Genomic DNA, 18168 nt, shown 5'->3' on the forward strand with positions numbered 1-18168 from the left:
CCAGGGGAAGGCATTACTGTACCAGAGGGCACTTACAAATCGACCGGGTCCACTTCCAAAAACCAGCGCACACTGCCGGGCAGCTCGTGCAATTGCGCCAGCCACTGGGTTAAAAACCGGTGAAGCGCAGGTCTCGATTCGCTTTCAATCAGCATTTGCGCCCGCTCAATACCGCCTACCCGAACCACAGTCAACGGCACCGGGTCGCACATAAAAACAGGGCTGTCTGCATCCACCAAAGGTTCACCCAGCTCCCTCGCCGTGCTTAAAAACTGAAGGCAGTTGGCCAGCTTTTTGTGGTCGGCCCGAATGGTGGCCTGGTGGGAAAACGGCGGCATGCGTGCATCCTTACGGGCCTGCATTTCGTGACTGGCAAAGCTTTCGTAATTGTGTGCTTTCAATGCATCGAACAAAGGGTGCTGGGGGTAACGGGTTTGCACCACCATGCGGGCATCGCCTGCGCGGCGCCCCGCCCGGCCGGCCACTTGCATCAACTGGGCGAACAGGCGTTCAGGGGCACGGTAAGCATGCGAGTACAGCGAGGCGTCTACATTCAAGGCCAACACCAGGGCCACATTGGCAAAATCGTGGCCCTTGGCAATCATCTGTGTGCCCACCAATACATCGGCCTCTCCACTGTGCGCCTGTTGTAGCAACGCTTCCATTTGCCCTTTGTTGCGGGTGCTGTCGGCGTCAATTCTCAAAATATTTGCAGTGGGCAACAAGCCGGCCAGTGTTTCCTCAATGCGCTGGGTTCCGCGGCCAAACCCGGTCAAGTCCTGATTGCCACAGGTGGGGCAATGCGTGGGCACCCGCTGGCCAGCGCCGCAATGGTGGCAACGCAGCATGCGTTCATTCTTGTGCCACACCATATGAGCTGTGCAATGGTCGCAATTGGCCACCCAACCGCAGGCATTGCACACCATTTGTGGCGCATACCCCCGGCGGTTCAAAAACACAATGCTTTGTTTGCCGGCCTCGAAGTTTTGCACCAGCGCCTGCATGGCTGGCTCGCTCAATCCTTCTTTGGCCGGAAAGTTGGCCGTGTTGATCAGTTCCACTTTTGGCAAACTGGCACCCAGCACCGCCCGGTTTTTCAAACACAAGCGCTTGTACGCCCCAAGGTCGGCCTTCAACCAGCTTTCCAGGGCAGGGGTTGCCGAACCCAGCACAATCGGCACCTCGCGCTGTTTGGCCAGCATCAGCGCCAAATCGCGGGCATGGTAACGCATGCCGTCTTGCTGCTTGTATGAAGGGTCGTGTTCTTCGTCCACCACAATCATGCCAAGTCGGGGCAGTGGGGTCAGCACGCCCAGGCGTGTGGCAATAATCACATCGGCAGCGCCCGTAGCGGCCTCGAACCAGGCCTTGGTTCGGGTCAGTTCGGCCAAGTTGCTGTGCATTACCACAACCCTGTGCGGGGCCAGGCGTTCTTTGTACAAAGCCTGTGCTGCAGGGGTCAGGTTAATTTCTGGCAACAGCACCAACACCTGCTCGCCGCGCTTTAATCGTTCTTCCACCGTGTGCAGGTACACCTCGGTTTTGCCACTGCCGGTGACCCCATACAACAGAAAGGGCTGAAAGCCCATTGCTGCGGACAACTGTGCCACTGCATCCAGTTGCTCGGCATTCAGCTCCGGCTTTTCAAGTTTGTCGATTTTGGTTTTGTTGGCTTTGACACTGGTGTCCGGATCGGTACGCTCTGCCAGCAACTTCATGGCATGTTCTCGGGATTTGGCCACCATCACCGGCTCCTCTCCACGGGCATTCAGAACCCGCAAGGCCTTGGGCAAGGCTTCAAGCGCGATCATGCCCAAAGGATGGTGGTAGTACTTGGCGGCAAATTCAATCAAGGCCTGCCACTGGGCGCTCAGGCATTCACCTTGGTCCAACACCGAGTGCACGGGTTTGATGTTCTCGGCCAATTGCTGATCAGGAGCAACACCCTGAACCAGACCAATTCGATGCTGACGCCCCCACGGCACAATGACACGCATTCCAAATCGGGGCATGTGTTCACTGTGCCATTGGTAAGTGAAAGCTTTGGGAAGCGGTGCAGCAACCAACACATTCACCAGCAAAGTATGTCCCTTGATCGGGTTAGATGACGTGTTTTTGTTTGGGTCTGTCTTCACAGCTTACTTTAAGTTCATGGACTAGCTGGCTTGAATTAAACGGAATACAAATTTTTTAACAGTCAATGTGGATAACTTTGTGGACATCCGTGGAAATAATCCACGGGTGTGCTACAGGATGTGAGCATTCATGTAAAGTACAAATTTTGTAAAATGCTTTTTTACTGTTTTAAAACAATAACTTAACTGATCTGCCTGCTTTTCCATTCGTCGTGCAATGCAAAAAAACGTTTCTTCTGCCTTGCGCCAAAAATGTGCATAAGTCCAAGTTTTTACTGCCTTTGTTTGCGGCTGTAGGCATGTACAGCGTTCACCATCACTTCAACGCTGTCCGGGTTGGTGAATTGGGAAATGCCATGCCCCAAGTTGAACACATGGCCTGCACCCGCTTGTGGCACCCCAAAACTTTCGAGTGCCTTGGCCACTTCAGCTTCAATTTGAGCTGGCTCTGCAAACAACACATTGGGGTCGAGGTTACCCTGGATGGCACAACGGTCGCCGATTCGTGCACGGGCCTGGCCCAGGTTCACGGTCCAGTCCACCCCCACGGCGCTGGCACCACTCGATGCAATGTCTTCCAGCCACAAACCACCACCCTTCGTGAAAACGATGGAGGGAATGTTTTCCGTGAAGCTGCCACGGTTCGCCTGCAAAGGCAAACTGGCTACGATTTTCTTGATGTAATTCAGGCTGAACTTCTGGAATGCGCCATCAGCCAAGGCACCACCCCAGCTGTCAAAAATCATCACTGCCTGGGCACCCGCGTCAATTTGCGCACGCAGGTATTGGCTCACAGCTTCCGTGGTCACTTCAAGAATACGGTGCATCAGGTCTGGCCGCTTGTACAGCATGGTTTTCACTTTGCGGAAATCGCTGCTGCCACCGCCTTCAACCATGTAACAAGCCAAAGTCCAAGGGCTGCCTGAAAAACCAATCAGCGGCACACGCCCACCCAAGGCACCCCGAATGGTGCTGACTGCATCTGTTACATAGCGCAGGCTGGTGCCAATGTCAGGCACCGCCAGTTTGGCCACATCGGCCTCAGTAACCAGCGGGCGCTCAAACTTGGGGCCTTCGCCTTCTGCAAAGTAAAGGCCCAAACCCATGGCGTCAGGCACGGTCAGAATGTCCGAGAACAAAATGGCAGCGTCCAGCTTGTAGCGCTCCAGCGGCTGCAAAGTCACCTCACAAGCTGCTTCGGGGTTGGTGCACAAACCCATGAAGTTACCGGCCTTCGCGCGCGTTGCCCGGTATTCAGGCAAATAGCGGCCCGCCTGGCGCATCAGCCAGACAGGGGTGTACTCAGTGGCTTCGCGGCGCAATGCACGCAGAAAGGTGTCGTTCTTGACGGGCTGAAAACTGCTCATGTTCGTAAGTGCTTCTTGTATAAATTCAAACTAAAAACAGACGCTGGTGTTCGGTTTTCAAACAACGGTCCATCACAAAGGGCAAACCCGCCGCGCGGGCTTTGGCTTCCACCAGGTCGTTGCGAATACCCTGCTGCAACCACACTGCGCCGGCACCCACATTCATGGCCTGGGCCAATACATCGGGGGTGTGTTCAGCACGGCGAAACACATCCACCACATCAATCTTCAAACCGGTTTCCGCGATCGCTGTTTTCAAGTCGGGGTAACAGGTTTCGCCCATCAAGCCACTGGGCCGCCCTTGCAAAGCCGGGTTAATTGGCAAAATTCGATAACCCTGCGATTGCAGGTACTTGGCCACGAAAAAACTGGGCTTGTGGGCCTGCGAGGAGAAACCCACCACGGCGATCGTTTTGGTGTTTTCGAGCAGTTGCTTCAGTTCAGCGTCTTGCATGCGCATTCTTCCAGCGGTTGCCCGCCCAAGCTCAAGTTTCGAAGGTCTCCATTGTGCCTGAAAAACCGGTACTTCGGATCCAGCCAAGGCCATCACGGGTGCCTGCCTTGGGCCGATACTCGCAACCCATGTGCCCGTTGTAGCCCAACATTTTCAAATGGGCATACACCGGCGCGTACTCACTGGCCCCTGGCTCGTCGCGATTGGGTACACCAGCAAGTTGCATGTGCTTCACCCGCCCAGAAGGTAAGTATTCGCTCAGCGCATTCAGCACCTCGCCTTCGGTGCGCAGGCAATGATACAAGTCCATTTGCACACCCAGGTTGGGCTGGTTCAAGCGACTCAACAGTTCATGGGCGTCGGCCTGGCGGCTCAACAGGTAACCAGGCACGTCAAACCGGTTAATTGGTTCAATCAACCAGTCAATTGCCTCAGTTTTCATGGTGCTGGCCAACCACAACAAGTTTTTCTCGTAACAGTTCCAAGCTGCCCGCATGCTTTGTTCATCGTTTGAATTCACAACGCCCGCCAACACATGCACTTTGCGCACACCCAACGCCGTGGCGTAATTCACTGCCTGTTCTGTCGAACGTTTGAATTCGTCGCGCCGCGAAGGCGAACTGGCCAACCCGCGCTCGCCTTTGCCCCAATCACCTGCTGGTGCGTTAATCAACACCCATTGCACGCCAGCCTCAAGCGCCTTGTCGCGCAACAGTTCAGCAGGATAATCGTAAGGAAACATGCACTCTGCATGCCTGAACCCATCCTGTGCACAAGCATCCAATCGGTCCTGGAAATCGAACTCGGTGTAAAGCCAACTCAGGTTGGCCGTCAACTTCATATTTCAAACACCAGGTGCGGGTTGAAGAAAGGATTCTCAAAAGCCTGCGGCGTCACCTGCACTTGCCCACGCTCCATTTTTCGCGCTTTGCCTTTTTTGCGAACATAACCACGCGGATTCACCAACACGCGGGTTTGACCACCGTTGTTGTGAACGGTGTAATCGAAGGAATCATGCATGTGCCCGTGCACCCACACATCGGCTTTGCCCATCAAACGACTCAGGTCAGATACAAACGCCGCGTTGATCGGGCTTAAGTTAAAGCGTGGGTGAATACTTTGCGGGTGGGGCGCATGGTGAGTAATCACCACGGTTTTTCCATCAAACGGTGAAGACAGTGCAGACTCCAGCCAATCGATATTCTGGTAGTGCAAATCGATGCCCATGCTTGGGGAAAACTGTTTGCCGCGCATGCGGATTAACTTGTAATCCGGCAAAAACGCCTTGGCCACGAGCTCGGCACCAAACCGCCAACCGGGCTGAATATTGAAATCGGTCCACAAGGTACAACCCAAAAAACGCACACCCTGAATCACCACGCTGGTGCGCTGCAGGTAATTCAACTGCTTCTTCGCGGCCAGTTCAAACAAATGGTCGTCAAGAATTTCAATGTCGTGGTTGTAATACTCGTGATTGCCTGCCACGTAGATGTGCTGTTTCTCTCCCAAGTCTGCCAGGGCATTCAAGCCCTGAGTGCCTTGGTGAATGTCACCGGCAAGGATCATCAGGTCCACATCCTCAGCAGGTTGTGGAACAGCCGCCAAAGCGGGAAAGTGGCGCATCGTTTCAAGATGCAGGTCAGAATACAAGGCGATTTTCATGCCTTTATTCTAACCTGTAGAAAATTCAAAGCGGATTACACACCCTCAGTAGCCAACGCACTTCCCATTTGTTCAATGCACCGCAAAATATGGTCTTCCAGAATTTTGCAGGTGATATGCCGCCAGTCCAGGCGATTGATGAATACCAGGCAATCATTTTTGGGATCAACTGCAAACCAGGAGGGAATGGGTGTCGATGCGCCCATTTCGCGATTGGCTTGCAACACCTTCTTGGCAGCGGCCAGGCTGTCCACGCGAAAACGTTTCAATTCAATGTGAATATCAACCCAAGTGATGCCTTCCATCTCCCCGTGCTGCAGCAATACGGCTTGGTCGTTGAAGAAGAACACGCGACCCAGAGGGGTCATGTTGCTTGGGCGACTCTGTTGAAGGTCTTTCAACAAATCATCGAATTTCTGATACATAAATGGCTCCTTGATTGCCATTTATGTTGCGAATCCCCGCACGTAGGTTCCAAAGGGTTTCACAATGGTTCCGCTCAAGAAAAAAGCCACGACTTTCACCGTGGCTTTTCACTGGCTTTTCAACCTTGTACTGCTTAGCGTACTTTTCTCAAGCGCTTGATGGCCTGCAACTGTGCAATCGCGGAAGCCAATTCAGCCTGTGCTTGAGCATAGTCAATGTCCGCACTGCGATTGGCCAATGCCTCTTCAGCCAAACGCTTGGCTTCCGTTGCTTTGGCTTCATCCAGGTCGCTGCCGCGAAGGGCTGTGTCTGCAAGAACAGTCACTGCGTTGGGTTGTACTTCCAACACGCCACCGTTTACAAACACCACTTCTTCCTCAGCTTGACCCGCAATCTTGATGCGAACTGTACCGGGCTTGATGCGTGTAATCAGCGGGGTGTGACGTGGGTAAATACCCAGTTCACCCTGCTCTCCGGGCAAAGCTACAAACTCTGCTTCACCTTCGAAGATTGATTCTTCTGCACTCACCACGTCCACGCGGATTGTCGACATACTCATTTCCTTTGTGATGGGCACCGGCTTGGGTTTTCACCTTGGCCGGTGCACGACACACCAATCGGATTACTGAATTTTCTTGGCTTTTTCGAAGGCTTCGTCAATGGTACCTACCATGTAGAAAGCCTGCTCTGGCAAGTGGTCACACTCACCGTTCACAATCATCTTGAAGCCGCGAATGGTTTCCTTCAGTGACACATACTTACCAGGTGAACCGGTAAATACTTCAGCCACTGTGAAAGGCTGTGACAGGAAACGCTGGATTTTACGCGCACGGGCTACGGCCAGCTTGTCTTCTGGAGACAATTCGTCCATACCCAAAATCGCGATAATGTCGCGCAGTTCCTTGTAACGCTGCAGTGTTTGCTGCACGCCTCGAGCCACGTTGTAGTGCTCTTCGCCGATGATGTTGGGGTCAACCTGGCGTGATGTGGAATCCAGTGGATCCACCGCAGGGTAAATACCCAAAGAAGCGATGTCACGAGACAACACCACTGTCGCATCCAAGTGAGCAAACGTTGTAGCAGGTGACGGGTCGGTCAAGTCATCCGCAGGAACGTATACAGCTTGCACTGAAGTAATGGAGCCCTTCTTGGTCGAAGTAATACGCTCTTGCAAGCGACCCATTTCTTCGGCCAGTGTTGGCTGGTAACCCACCGCAGAAGGCATACGACCCAACAACGCAGACACTTCAGTACCGGCCAATGTAAAGCGGTAAATGTTGTCCACGAACAGCAGAACGTCGCGGCCTTCGTCACGGAAGTATTCAGCCATGGTCAAGCCAGTCAACGCAACGCGCAAACGGTTGCCGGGAGGCTCGTTCATCTGGCCATAAACCAGTGCAACTTTGTCCAACACGTTGGAGTCTTTCATCTCGTGGTAGAAGTCGTTACCCTCACGAGTACGCTCACCCACACCAGCGAACACGGAATAACCACCGTGCTGCTTGGCGATGTTGTTGATCAATTCCATCATGTTCACGGTCTTGCCCACACCCGCACCACCGAACAAGCCTACCTTACCGCCTTTGGCGAATGGGCAGATCAAGTCGATCACCTTGATGCCTGTTTCGAGCAGTTCTGTCGAAGGTGACAGCTCGTCGAAAGCAGGGGCATTTTGGTGAATGGCACGTGTTGACTCAGTGGTCACTGGACCTGCTTCGTCAATTGGGCGACCCAACACGTCCATGATGCGGCCCAGTGTGCCTTGGCCCACGGGAACTGAAATTGGCTTGCCTGTGTTTTTCACAGCCATGCCACGGCGCAAGCCGTCTGATGCACCCAAACAGATGGTACGAACTACACCGTCACCCAGCTGCTGCTGAACTTCCAGTGTCAGTTCGGAACCTTCCATGGTTAGCGCGTCGTACACTTTCGGCATGTTGTTGCGTGAAAACTCAACGTCAATAACCGCGCCGATACACTGTACGATTTTTCCTTCGTTTGTCGCAGTACTCATCGTTATTTCCTTAATTCAAAATCGTTCCGAACATCCGCTTACACAGCCGCTGCGCCGCCGACGATCTCTGCCAATTCTTTCGTAATGGCAGCCTGGCGGGCTTTGTTGTAGGTAAGTTGCAGTTCACTGATCACATTCTTGGCGTTGTCTGACGCTGCCTTCATCGCAACCATACGTGCTGATTGTTCTGAAGCCATGTTCTCTGCCACTGCCTGATACACCAATGCTTCGATGTAGCGCAGCAACAAATCGTCAATCACGGCCTTCGCATCCGGCTCATAGATGTAGTCCCACGACGTGGAACCCTCATCGGCTTGCAGCCTGTCGCCACCCAAGGGCAGCAATTGCTCGAACACGGCTTCTTGCTTCATGGTGTTTACAAAGCGGGTGTATGCCAAATAAACAGCATCCACTTCGCCTGCAACGTACGCATCAAGTTGAACCTTGATCGCGCCGATCAGTGCTTCAAGGTGGGGCTTGTCGCCAAGACCCGTTACCTTGGAAGTCACATCAACACCAATGCGGTTAAAGAAGCCAGCGCCCTTTGTACCGATTGCGGTTGCTCGTACCTTTGCGCCCTTGGCACCAAACTCCTGAAACTTGCTGGTCACCAATCGCAGAATGTTGGTGTTCAAGCCACCACACAGACCTTTGTCAGTTGTCACAACAATCGCAGCCACGTTTTTGATCTCGTCGCGCGCCACCATGTATTCATGGCGGTATTCAGGGTTTGCCTTGGCCAGGTTGGCGCAAATATTCCGAACTTTGTCCGCGTAGGGACGAGCCGAACGCATACGGTCCTGGGCTTTGCGCATTTTGGACGCAGCCACCATTTCCATCGCCTTCGTGATCTTTCGCGTGTTTTGCACGCTCTTGATCTTGGTCCGGATTTCCTTCATTCCTGACATCGTATTTCCTCCAATGACTGGGAAGGTACGAGACCTTCCGAGTTATGCGGTGGGTACAATCAGATCGCTCTGATTAATACGCGCCAGTTTTCTTGAATGATTTCACGGCCTCGTGCAGCTTTGGCTCATCGTCTTTCGACAACTCGTAAGTCTGCTCGATACGATCGATCAGGTCCTTGTGGCTTGTCTGCATGAATTGACGCAGAGAAACCTCAAAAGGAAGAACGTTCGATACCTCGACATCATCCAAATAACCATTGTTGATTGCGAACAGGGCCAGTGCCATTTCCCATGTTTTCAATGGGGCGTACTGGGGCTGCTTCAACAACTCAACCACACGGCGACCACGTTCCAGCTGGCGGCGGGTTGCTTCGTCAAGATCAGAAGCAAACTGCGCAAACGCAGCCAATTCACGGTACTGGGCCAAGTCGGTACGAATACCGCCTGACAGCTTCTTGACCACCTTCGTTTGCGCTGCACCACCCACGCGAGACACGGAAATACCCGCGTTAATCGCTGGACGGATACCGGCGTTGAACAAGTCGGTTTCCAGGAAGATTTGACCGTCAGTAATCGAAATCACGTTGGTTGGAACGAACGCTGTTACGTCACCAGCCTGGGTTTCGATGATTGGCAGTGCGGTCAATGAACCGGTTTTGCCTTTCACTTCACCCTTGGTGAACTTTTCAACATATTCGGCATTCACACGTGATGCGCGCTCGAGCAAACGGCTGTGTAGATAGAACACGTCGCCTGGGTAAGCTTCGCGGCCGGGTGGGCGACGCAGCAACAGGGAAATTTGACGGTAGGCTACAGCTTGCTTGGACAGGTCGTCGTACACGATCAGGGCGTCTTCACCGCGGTCGCGGAAATATTCACCCATGGTGCAGCCAGAGTAAGGAGCCAGGTATTGCATGGCTGCTGATTCTGAAGCGGAAGCCACCACAACAATGGTGTATTCCAGTGCGCCGTGTTCTTCCAGCTTGCGCAACACGTTCACGATGGAGGAGGCTTTCTGGCCCACAGCCACGTACACGCAAGTTACGCCAGTGCCTTTCTGGTTGATGATCGCGTCGATCGCCACAGCTGTTTTACCAGTCTGGCGGTCACCAATGATCAATTCACGCTGGCCTCGGCCAACTGGAACCATGGCGTCAATCGCCTTTACACCGGTTTGCAGTGGCTGGTCTACTGACTTACGCTCGATAACACCAGGTGCCACTTTTTCGATCACGTCAGTCATCTTGGCATTCACTGGGCCCTTGCCATCAATAGGCACACCCAATGCATTCACCACTCGACCACGCAGCTCGGGACCAACAGGCACTTCCAGAATACGGCCGGTACACTTGACCATGTCGCCTTCAGAAATGTGCTCGTAAGAACCCAAAATAACGACACCCACGGAATCACGTTCCAGGTTGAGCGCCAAACCAAAGGTGTTGCCTGGGAATTCCAGCATTTCACCTTGCATAACATCTGACAAACCATGAACGCGGCAAATACCGTCGCTCACGGACACTACCGTACCTTGTGTCCGGATGTCGGCCGATGATCCGAGGCCTTCGATCCGGCTCTTGATCAGTTCACTGATCTCAGAGGGATTAATCTGCATATTGATTGCTCCAATTACGTTTGAGGGCCAAGTTAGGCTGTTAAAGCCGCCTTCATCGCGTTAAGTTTGCCGCGCACCGAACTATCCAAAATTTGATCGCCCACAGTGACGCAAACGCCACCAATCAGCGACTCGTCCACCTGAACTGTCACGTTCAGTTTGGAACCAAATTTCTTTTCCAATGCACCACGTACGTTTTGAACTTCAGCATCAGACATGGGGAATGCAGAGGCGATGATCGCGTCTGCAGAGCCTTCATGGCTGTTCTTCAATTCTTCGAACTGTCGAGCGATTTCTGGCAAGGCCAGCAAACGGCCATTTTCCACAAGCGCACCCAAAAAATTCATTGCTTGCGCTTCCGCCGGTGTCTTGGTCAGTTCAACAAACACTTTCAACACTTGCTCGTCAGTCAACTTTGGGTTGCTGACCAGCAATTTAATGTCTTCGTTGCTTGCGACTGCCGACCACGACTGTAGCCAATCACTCCACTGGTTCAGGTTTGAGGTTTTTGCAACATCAAACGCTGCCTCAGCGTAAGGACGGGCGATGGTGGATAGTTCGACCATGTTGTGTTTCCTTAAGCTTTAGGCTTACAGTTCCGCTTTCAGTTGATTCAGCAAATCTGCGTGGGCCTGGGCGTTCACTTCCTTCTTCAGGATTTGTTCAGCGCCTTTCACCACGAGAGTTGCCAACTGATCGCGCAACTGGTCACGGGCACGTTGTGCTTCGTTCGCAGCTTCCGCTTCAGCCTGCGCAAGAATTCGCTTGCGTTCAACTTCGGCTTGTTGTTTTGCCTCTTCAATAATCTGCTGGGCACGCTTTTCTGCTTCGGCCAGGCGCTGCTGATTCTCAGACCGGCTTACAGCCAGTTCCTGTTCAGCTTTACGACCGGCTTCTGCCAAAGCCTGCTTACCACGTTCTGCAGCGGCCAGGCCGTCTGCGATTTTCTTTGCACGCTCATCGATGCTCTTGATCAGCGGGGGCCATACGAATTTCATCGTAAAGACCGCCAAGATGAAGAAAACGACGAGCTGAGCAAACAGCGTTGCGTTTAAGTTCACGGCATGTTTCCTCTAAAACGCACGAATTGGACTTAAAACATTCGTGCGGTGTTGTTCGAAGGAAGTGGCTGTAAATTAACCAACAAATGGGTTAGCAAACGCGAACATCATCGCGATACCAACACCGATCAGGAACGCAGCGTCGATCAGACCGGCCAAAACGAACATCTTTGTTTGCAGTTCGTTCATCAGTTCTGGCTGGCGAGCAGAAGCTTCCAGGTACTTACCACCCATGATCGCGATACCGATACAGGCACCAATCGCACCCAAACCAATGATAATGCCGCAAGCAAGAGCTACGAAAGCAACGTTAGTCATGACAACTCCTTAAATTGAAAAAATGAAAAATTAAAAAAACCAAAAAAACTAAAAATCGATCAGTGGCCCTGATGCGCCTGGCCAATGTAGATCAAGGTCAACATCATGAAAATGAAGCCCTGAAGCAACACGATCAGAATGTGGAAAATCGCCCAGATTGTTCCGGCCAACACGTGACCCAAGAAGGCAAATGCTCCACCCAAGGACAACGCAGCAGCGCCACCCAGCAAGGCGATCAGCATGAATACCAATTCGCCTGCGTACATGTTGCCGAACAGTCGCATGCCCAGGGACACGGTCTTCGCGGCAAATTCAATGAGGTTCAATACAAAGTTGGGAATCCACAGCAGTGGGTTGGCACCGAAAGGCGCGCAGAACAATTCATGAACGAAACCACCCGCGCCCTTGATTTTGACTGAGTAGTACAGCATGAGTACCAACACACCCAGAGACATGCCCAAGGCACCATTCAGGTCGGCTGTAGCCACCACACGCATGTAGGGATCACCTGGGCTGGCTGCGAAGCCGAGTGCGTACAACAATTCACCCCAAGCCATGGGGATCAGATCAACTGGAACCAAGTCGAAAGCGTTCATAACCACGATCCAGAGGAACACGGTCAGTGCCAGGGGCGCGATAAAACTGCGGTCGCCATGAACGATGGCTTTGGACTGGTTCTCGACCATTTCCACCATCATTTCGACGAAACCCTGAAAACGACCGGGTACGCCAGAAGTGGCTTTGGAAGCTGCTTTGCGCAGCATGAGAATAACAATTAGACCAGACAGGATGGAGAAAAACATCGTGTCCAGGTTGATCACTGAGAAATCGACGATAAATTTTTGCTTATCGGTAGCGAAATGCTGCAAGTGATGGACGATGTACTCTGAGGGGGTTAGCCCATTCGGTGAAGATGCCATACTTATCTCAAGAAAAATGCCAAAAAATAGCTTTTGAGGGTGACGATCGCTGTGAGGATCAAGGACCACCAAACAATGTTCGGATCAACTTGACTCGCTACAAACATGATTGCGATTGTTGCGCCAACCTTCAGGAATTCTCCGGTCAAAAACACAAACGTTCCGCCCATGGGCGTTTTGCTACCCAAGGCCAACCGCGCGGCGAACAACGTGCTCGGCAACGCAACGGCGGCAAAACCCCAAGCGGCAGACTGCGCGTGAATGGGAGACACCAACAACATGAGGAGGCAAACTGCCACCCCGACGACCCATTGGAGCCCGACTATTTTCCACATATTTGCTGCGCTGCCACATTTAACCTTGATCGGATACGTGTTTTCCGCAGGGTTCACGTGTTTTTGACAAACCGCCAGATTATAGGGGTTTGTACGCCCCCTAGTCAAACGAAAACGGCTTATTTTTCACACCGATTTGGTGCAAAAGTTAAAGCTCTTCTTTGGGAAAGCCAATGCGCTCGAGCACGCCGTCCAGCTCATCCAAATTATTGAATTTAATAGTAACACTGCCCTTGCCATTTGCATTGGCTTTTAACTGAACGGCGCTGGCCAACCAGTCGGCCAAACCTTCTTCAAGCCGGCGTACGTCTGCGGTTTGTTTGGGTTTGGCCGCTTGGCGGTCGCCGTCGCTGGCCCAGTCATTGACCAGCTTTTCAGTTTCACGCACCGACAAACGCTTGTTGACTACTTCATTGGCACAGGCAATTTGCTCGGCCGCCGTCAAAGCAAGCAAGGCGCGAGCATGACCCATTTCAATGTCGCCAGCCAGCAACATGGTCTGAACAGGTTCAGCCAGGTTGAGCAGACGCAACATGTTGCTTGTTGCACTGCGGGATCGACCGATGGCACGGGCAGCATCTTCATGGGTCAAATTGAATTCGCGAATGAGGCGCTGAACGCCCAAGGCCTCTTCAAGCGGGTTCAGGTCTTCACGCTGAATGTTTTCAATCAACGCCATGGCCAAAGCGGATTCGTCGGGCACCGCACGCACCAACACCGGCACTTCTTCCAGGCCCGCCAGTTTCGACGCACGGAAACGACGCTCGCCTGCAATAATTTCGTATTTACCAGAACCGATCGGGCGAACCAGAATGGGTTGCATGATGCCCTGGCTTTTGATGGACTCAGCCAGCTCCATCAGGGATGACTCATCCATGCGGGATCGCGGCTGGTACTTACCAGCCTGAAGCTTGCCCAAAGGCAGCGTCATCACCTGCTCACCCATGTCTTTGTTGGCATCGTCGCCAGAAGGGCCTAATAGCGCTTCCAGGCCCCGGCCCAGACCTTTGGTGCGTTTGATTGCGTTCATGGCTTCTTGTTGGTTATTAAGTTATGCGGCGATGGGAAGACCCAGTCGGTCGACCATTTCGTTGGCGAAGTCCAAATAGGCCTTTGCACCCTTGCTGGTTTTATCGAACAACACACCGGGCACCCCGTAGCTTGGTGCTTCAGCCAAGCGCACATTGCGGGGAATAATGGTTTTAAATACTTTGTTGCCAAAATGCTTTTCCAGCTGAGCGGAAACCTGCTGAGCAAGCGTCATTCGCGGATCGTACATCACGCGCAGCAGACCAATAATGGTCAGGTTCGGGTTCAAGTTCTTGCACACTTGCTTGATGGTATTGACCAAATCACTCAGGCCCTCCAGTGCGTAATACTCGCACTGCATGGGAATGACCACGCCATTGGCGCAACACAAGGCGTTCAGGGTGAGCAGAGACAGTGCGGGTGGGCAATCGATCAAAATGAAATCGTATTGATCATCCACTTCGGAGATGGCTTCACGCAGCTTGATTTCACGGTCTTCAAACTCGACCATTTCAACTTCAGCGCCAGCAAGTTCGCGGTTGGCTGCCAAAACATCAAACTCGCCTTCTGCGCGAACGGTCGCCTCGGCCACGCCCACCATGCCCACCAACACCTGATAAACCGTGTGTTTTACGCTGCGTTTGTCGATGCCACAGCCCATGGTGGCGTTGCCTTGGGGGTCAAGATCAACCAGTAGCACGCGCTGTTTTGCCATGGCCAAACCGGCAGCCAGATTCACTGCTGTGGTGGTTTTTCCCACGCCACCTTTCTGGTTGGCTATGCAGAAAACTTTCGCCATCTTCTTGTCCTGTGAATGAATGATTTGATTTTAGCGTTTAATCATGAACAAGTGCCTTGCCTCGTCCAAGAATGGCACATCAATTGGATGAAGCGCATTAATTTGCCAACCAGCAGGAACTTCGCTGTCCACCTCAACCCTCCCTTTCAGGGCGGCAAACTGGCCATGCTCAGCCAACACATGCTGACTAAGTGCAATGAAATTACCAATACTGGAAAAAGCGCGGGAACAAATCAGATCAAACGGGGCGTCGACCTGGAATTCCTCCACCCGCCCGTGCACAGCCTGCGCATTCTTCAAACCCAGGCTGGCAATGGCCTGCTGCATGAAAGCGACTTTTTTTTGAACCGTGTCAATCAGTGTGATTTGCCAGCTGGGCTGCGCAATCGCCAACACCAAACCGGGCAGGCCCGCGCCTGCACCCACATCCAGAATTCTTGGATTGGTCGTAGCCTGCAAAGCAAATGAGATTTCAGGCAACACAGCCAAGGAGTCCAGCAAATGGTGTGTGATCAACTCCCGATTGTTACGAATGGCAGTGAGGTTATAAACCCGGTTCCACTTCTGAATCAGTTGGCCATACTTGAAAAGCTGCGCATGCTGGTCTGAATTCAACCCCAAACGTAGACTGGCGATCCCCTCTTCCAACAGTGCCTGATCTGAAACCCCCAGGATTTCAGACTTTGGTTTTCGGTGCAGTGAATTCAAGCCACTTGCTCCGTGGTTCCACCGGAAGACTTATCGGCATTGGCACTTCGATTCAGCAAATCACGTTTCTTTAGATGAACAAGCAACAAGGAAATGGCTGCGGGTGTAATACCTTGAATACGACCAGCCTGACCAATGGTTTCCGGCTTCTGGGTATTCAGCTTTTGCTGCACCTCTTTGCTCAAACCGTTTACACCCGAATAATCAAAGTCCGCTGGGAGTCGGATTGATTCATTGCCCGCACCACGCTCTACTTCAGCCTGTTGGCGCAGCACATAACCGGCGTACTTCACCTCGATTTCCAACTGAGAAACCAAATCACCCTGTTGCAAAGGATTGCTCAAAGCCATTTCGCCATTCTCTTTACTCAGCGTGCTGAGATCGTGATAACTGACATCCGGGCGTTTAAGCAAGTCGTACAAGTTGTACTCGCGATCAATTCCTTTGTGCAGCACTCGCTCTGCCTCGGCCTGGGTCACAATTTTCGGATTGATCCACGTGGAACGTAAACGCTGCTTTTCCTGCTCCACTGACTCCCGCTTTTCTGAAAAAGCCTTCCAGCGGGTGTCATCGACCAAACCGAGCTTGCGGCCAATTGGCGTGAGGCGCTGATCTGCATTGTCCTCACGCAAGCTTAAACGGTACTCTGCGCGGCTGGTGAACATGCGGTAAGGCTCTGCCACACCCTTGCTGGTTAAATCATCTACAAGCACGCCCAGATACGCCTCATCACGGCGGGGAGTCCATTGCTCTCTGCCTTGCACCATCAGTGCCGCATTCACGCCCGCCAACAAACCTTGGGCGGCCGCCTCTTCATAACCCGTAGTACCATTGATTTGGCCTGCGAAGAATAAACCTTCAATGGCCTTGGTTTCAAGCGTGGTTTTCAACGCGCGCGGGTCGAAATAATCATATTCAATCGCATACCCTGGCCGCATGATGTACGCATTCTCCAAACCTTTAATGGAGTGAAGCAGTTTCAACTGAACGTCGAATGGCAAAGACGTAGAAACACCGTTCGGGTAATACTCATTGGTGCTCAAGCCCTCGGGTTCCAGGAAAATCTGATGAGATTCCTTGTCCGCGAAGCGATGGATTTTGTCCTCGATCGATGGGCAGTAACGTGGCCCCACACCTTCGATCACGCCTGTGTACATCGGGCTGCGGTCCAGGCCACCGCGAATGATGTCATGGGTGTTCTGGTTGGTGTGCGTGATCCAGCAAGGCAACTGCCGCGGATGCATGGCTGTGTTGCCCAAATAAGAAAATACGGGCACAGGATCCAGATCACCGGGCTGTTCCTGCATCACTGAAAAGTCGATGCTGCGGCCATCGATACGTGGCGGCGTACCGGTTTTCAGGCGACCTTGCGGCAACTTCATTTCTTGCAGACGCATGCCCAAACCAATCGAGGGAGGATCCCCTGCCCGACCAGCGGAGTAATTTTGCAAACCCACATGGATTTTGCCATTCAAAAAAGTACCCGCCGTCAGCACCACAGCTCTGGCCTTAAACTTCAAGCCGATCTGCGTAACCGCACCGCACACTCGATCACCTTCCAACAACAGATCTTCAACAGACTGCTGGAAAATACTCAAATTGGTTTGGTTCTCGAGACGCGTTCGAATGGCCTGGCGGTACAGAACACGGTCTGCTTGCGCACGGGTAGCCCGCACAGCCGGGCCTTTGGAACTGTTCAGAATACGGAACTGAATCCCAGCTTCGTCGGTAGCGATGGCCATTGCACCGCCCAAGGCGTCCACCTCTTTGACCAAATGGCCCTTACCAATACCACCAATCGACGGGTTACACGACATTTGCCCAAGTGTTTCGATGTTGTGGGTCAGCAGCAGGGTTTTGCTTCCAGCGCGCGCGGCTGCAAGTGCGGCCTCGGTACCTGCATGACCACCGCCCACAACAATGACATCAAACTCTTCGGGATAAAACATGATTCACTCCTGGCACTGGGTGCCGGAATCCGACATGGGATTCAACATTCAAATGCCGAAATCAAACACACTTGATTCGGCGACAATGGCGCAATTATATGCTTCGGCATGATTTTGCCCAAGTGAACATGTTTCACGTGGAACAGAAAACAGACAAGGTTGCTCAATCGCATACTTTCCTGATTGATCGGCTGCTTTGGTACACACCTGCTCGCGCGCCCATTTGTCTCACTCGACTCCTTACCTCGCACCTCGCTTACGTCGCTTGCTCAGGCGCATACCCTCTTTCGCCAGAAAACCTGATAACCCCCTTGTTGTTGATTAACCGCCCTAAGCGCACCCGCTAAACAGCGGGCGGGCTGCGCTTTCGGCCTTGCCGAACGGACGGTGAATTCAACACCAAGGGCAGGTTTTCTTGATCGGCGCTGCGAGGGCATTGCAGCCTGAGTGCGCTGGCGACGGTGCATG

At 52.8% G+C, this 18168-nt stretch carries 19 protein-coding genes; all 19 read right to left on the minus strand.

The annotated features are described in order from the left end of the window. Positions 1 to 32: 32 nt before the first annotated feature. The 19 genes from B4C79_RS03415 to mnmG all read right to left on the minus strand — a co-directional run bounded on the left by B4C79_RS03415 (position 33) and on the right by mnmG (position 17700). Positions 33 to 2135 (minus strand): primosomal protein N', encoded by a 2103-nt coding sequence (locus tag B4C79_RS03415; protein WP_291741114.1) that lies wholly within the window; start codon positions 2133 to 2135, stop codon positions 33 to 35. A 272-nt stretch (positions 2136 to 2407) separates the two neighbouring features. Next, entirely contained in the window at positions 2408 to 3502 is a 1095-nt protein-coding gene (hemE, locus tag B4C79_RS03420; RefSeq protein WP_105027738.1) for a uroporphyrinogen decarboxylase, read from the minus strand. A 25-nt stretch (positions 3503 to 3527) separates the two neighbouring features. Then, positions 3528 to 3956, minus strand: coding sequence for a CoA-binding protein (locus B4C79_RS03425; protein WP_240605646.1), 429 nt, complete (start codon positions 3954 to 3956; stop codon positions 3528 to 3530). Between the two features lie 31 nt (positions 3957 to 3987). After that, on the minus strand, positions 3988 to 4797 hold the full coding sequence (locus B4C79_RS03430; RefSeq protein ID WP_291741115.1) for a hydroxypyruvate isomerase family protein: 810 nt from the start codon (positions 4795 to 4797) through the stop codon (positions 3988 to 3990). Next, complete coding sequence (locus B4C79_RS03435) at positions 4794 to 5618, minus strand: metallophosphoesterase (RefSeq protein WP_171101268.1); 825 nt, start codon at positions 5616 to 5618, stop codon at positions 4794 to 4796. Before B4C79_RS03435 ends, B4C79_RS03430 begins: the two co-directional genes overlap by 4 nt. 35 nt (positions 5619 to 5653) lie before the next feature. After that, a complete protein-coding gene (locus tag B4C79_RS03440; protein ID WP_105027743.1) occupies positions 5654 to 6043 on the minus strand; it encodes a hypothetical protein in 390 nt (129 codons plus the stop codon). A gap of 134 nt (positions 6044 to 6177) precedes the next feature. Then, complete coding sequence (locus tag B4C79_RS03445) at positions 6178 to 6597, minus strand: F0F1 ATP synthase subunit epsilon (protein WP_105027744.1); 420 nt, start codon at positions 6595 to 6597, stop codon at positions 6178 to 6180. Positions 6598 to 6666: 69 nt separating this feature from the next. Then, positions 6667 to 8058 carry a F0F1 ATP synthase subunit beta gene (gene atpD, locus B4C79_RS03450; RefSeq protein ID WP_275271713.1) on the minus strand — a complete coding sequence of 464 codons (1392 nt, stop codon included), beginning with the start codon at positions 8056 to 8058 and terminating at the stop codon, positions 6667 to 6669. A 38-nt stretch (positions 8059 to 8096) separates the two neighbouring features. Beyond that, the gene (gene atpG, locus B4C79_RS03455; RefSeq protein WP_105027745.1) at positions 8097 to 8966 is read right to left on the minus strand and encodes a F0F1 ATP synthase subunit gamma; all 870 of its coding nucleotides are present in this window, start codon (positions 8964 to 8966) and stop codon (positions 8097 to 8099) included. Between the two features lie 73 nt (positions 8967 to 9039). Next, positions 9040 to 10581, minus strand: a complete 1542-nt coding sequence (gene atpA, locus B4C79_RS03460; RefSeq protein ID WP_008247088.1) for a F0F1 ATP synthase subunit alpha — start codon at positions 10579 to 10581, stop codon at positions 9040 to 9042. Positions 10582 to 10613: 32 nt separating this feature from the next. Beyond that, complete coding sequence (locus B4C79_RS03465) at positions 10614 to 11147, minus strand: F0F1 ATP synthase subunit delta (RefSeq protein ID WP_105027746.1); 534 nt, start codon at positions 11145 to 11147, stop codon at positions 10614 to 10616. A gap of 24 nt (positions 11148 to 11171) precedes the next feature. After that, positions 11172 to 11642 carry a F0F1 ATP synthase subunit B gene (locus B4C79_RS03470; RefSeq protein WP_105027747.1) on the minus strand — a complete coding sequence of 157 codons (471 nt, stop codon included), beginning with the start codon at positions 11640 to 11642 and terminating at the stop codon, positions 11172 to 11174. Positions 11643 to 11717: 75 nt separating this feature from the next. Continuing rightward, a complete protein-coding gene (atpE, locus tag B4C79_RS03475; RefSeq protein ID WP_008247085.1) occupies positions 11718 to 11960 on the minus strand; it encodes a F0F1 ATP synthase subunit C in 243 nt (80 codons plus the stop codon). 59 nt (positions 11961 to 12019) lie between these two features. Further along, positions 12020 to 12880, minus strand: coding sequence for a F0F1 ATP synthase subunit A (atpB, locus tag B4C79_RS03480; protein WP_105027748.1), 861 nt, complete (start codon positions 12878 to 12880; stop codon positions 12020 to 12022). Between the two features lie 2 nt (positions 12881 to 12882). Then, positions 12883 to 13215: an ATP synthase subunit I gene (locus tag B4C79_RS03485; RefSeq protein WP_291741121.1), complete on the minus strand. Its 333-nt coding sequence runs from the start codon at positions 13213 to 13215 to the stop codon at positions 12883 to 12885. Positions 13216 to 13363: 148 nt separating this feature from the next. Continuing rightward, on the minus strand, positions 13364 to 14245 hold the full coding sequence (locus tag B4C79_RS03490) for a ParB/RepB/Spo0J family partition protein (protein WP_171101276.1): 882 nt from the start codon (positions 14243 to 14245) through the stop codon (positions 13364 to 13366). A 21-nt stretch (positions 14246 to 14266) separates the two neighbouring features. Beyond that, positions 14267 to 15043 carry a ParA family protein gene (locus B4C79_RS03495; protein WP_171101279.1) on the minus strand — a complete coding sequence of 259 codons (777 nt, stop codon included), beginning with the start codon at positions 15041 to 15043 and terminating at the stop codon, positions 14267 to 14269. A gap of 30 nt (positions 15044 to 15073) precedes the next feature. Then, positions 15074 to 15751, minus strand: a complete 678-nt coding sequence (rsmG, locus tag B4C79_RS03500) for a 16S rRNA (guanine(527)-N(7))-methyltransferase RsmG (protein WP_291741122.1) — start codon at positions 15749 to 15751, stop codon at positions 15074 to 15076. After that, positions 15748 to 17700 carry a tRNA uridine-5-carboxymethylaminomethyl(34) synthesis enzyme MnmG gene (gene mnmG, locus B4C79_RS03505; protein ID WP_291741123.1) on the minus strand — a complete coding sequence of 651 codons (1953 nt, stop codon included), beginning with the start codon at positions 17698 to 17700 and terminating at the stop codon, positions 15748 to 15750. The genes rsmG and mnmG overlap by 4 nt, the downstream gene beginning before the upstream one ends. Positions 17701 to 18168: the final 468 nt, after the last annotated feature.

This window comes from Limnobacter sp. UBA7229 (assembly GCF_002473065.1).
Lineage (GTDB): Bacteria > Pseudomonadota > Gammaproteobacteria > Burkholderiales > Burkholderiaceae_B > Limnobacter > Limnobacter profundi.